This is a genomic window from Rhodococcus sp. EPR-157, from assembly GCF_001647195.1.
Lineage (GTDB): Bacteria > Actinomycetota > Actinomycetes > Mycobacteriales > Mycobacteriaceae > Rhodococcoides.
Map to the genome: position 1 here is coordinate 1 of NZ_LVCV01000202.1, position 250 is coordinate 250.

At 62.0% G+C, this 250-nt stretch carries 1 protein-coding gene; it reads left to right on the forward strand.

What is annotated here, in order from left to right:
* Nucleotides 1-250, forward strand: a 250-nt coding sequence (locus A2J03_RS09440) for a dTDP-4-dehydrorhamnose 3,5-epimerase family protein (protein ID WP_197480692.1), incomplete at both ends; no start/stop codon positions are given.

A 250-nucleotide genomic window follows, 5' to 3' on the forward strand; every position in this document is an offset into this window, starting at 1 on the left:
TACCCCACCGGGGCAGGCGAAGTACGTCACCTGCACCCGTGGCGCTTTTCTCGATGTGATCATCGACCTGCGGGTGGGGTCGCCGACGTTCGGGCAGTGGGACAGTGTGCTCATCGACGATGTCGATCGGCGTGCGGTGTATCTGTCGGAAGGTTTGGGGCATGCGATCTTGTCGCTCGAGGACGGTTCGACGGTGATGTACCTGTGCTCGATCGAGTACACCCCGTCTCTGGACCGGGACATCGATCCG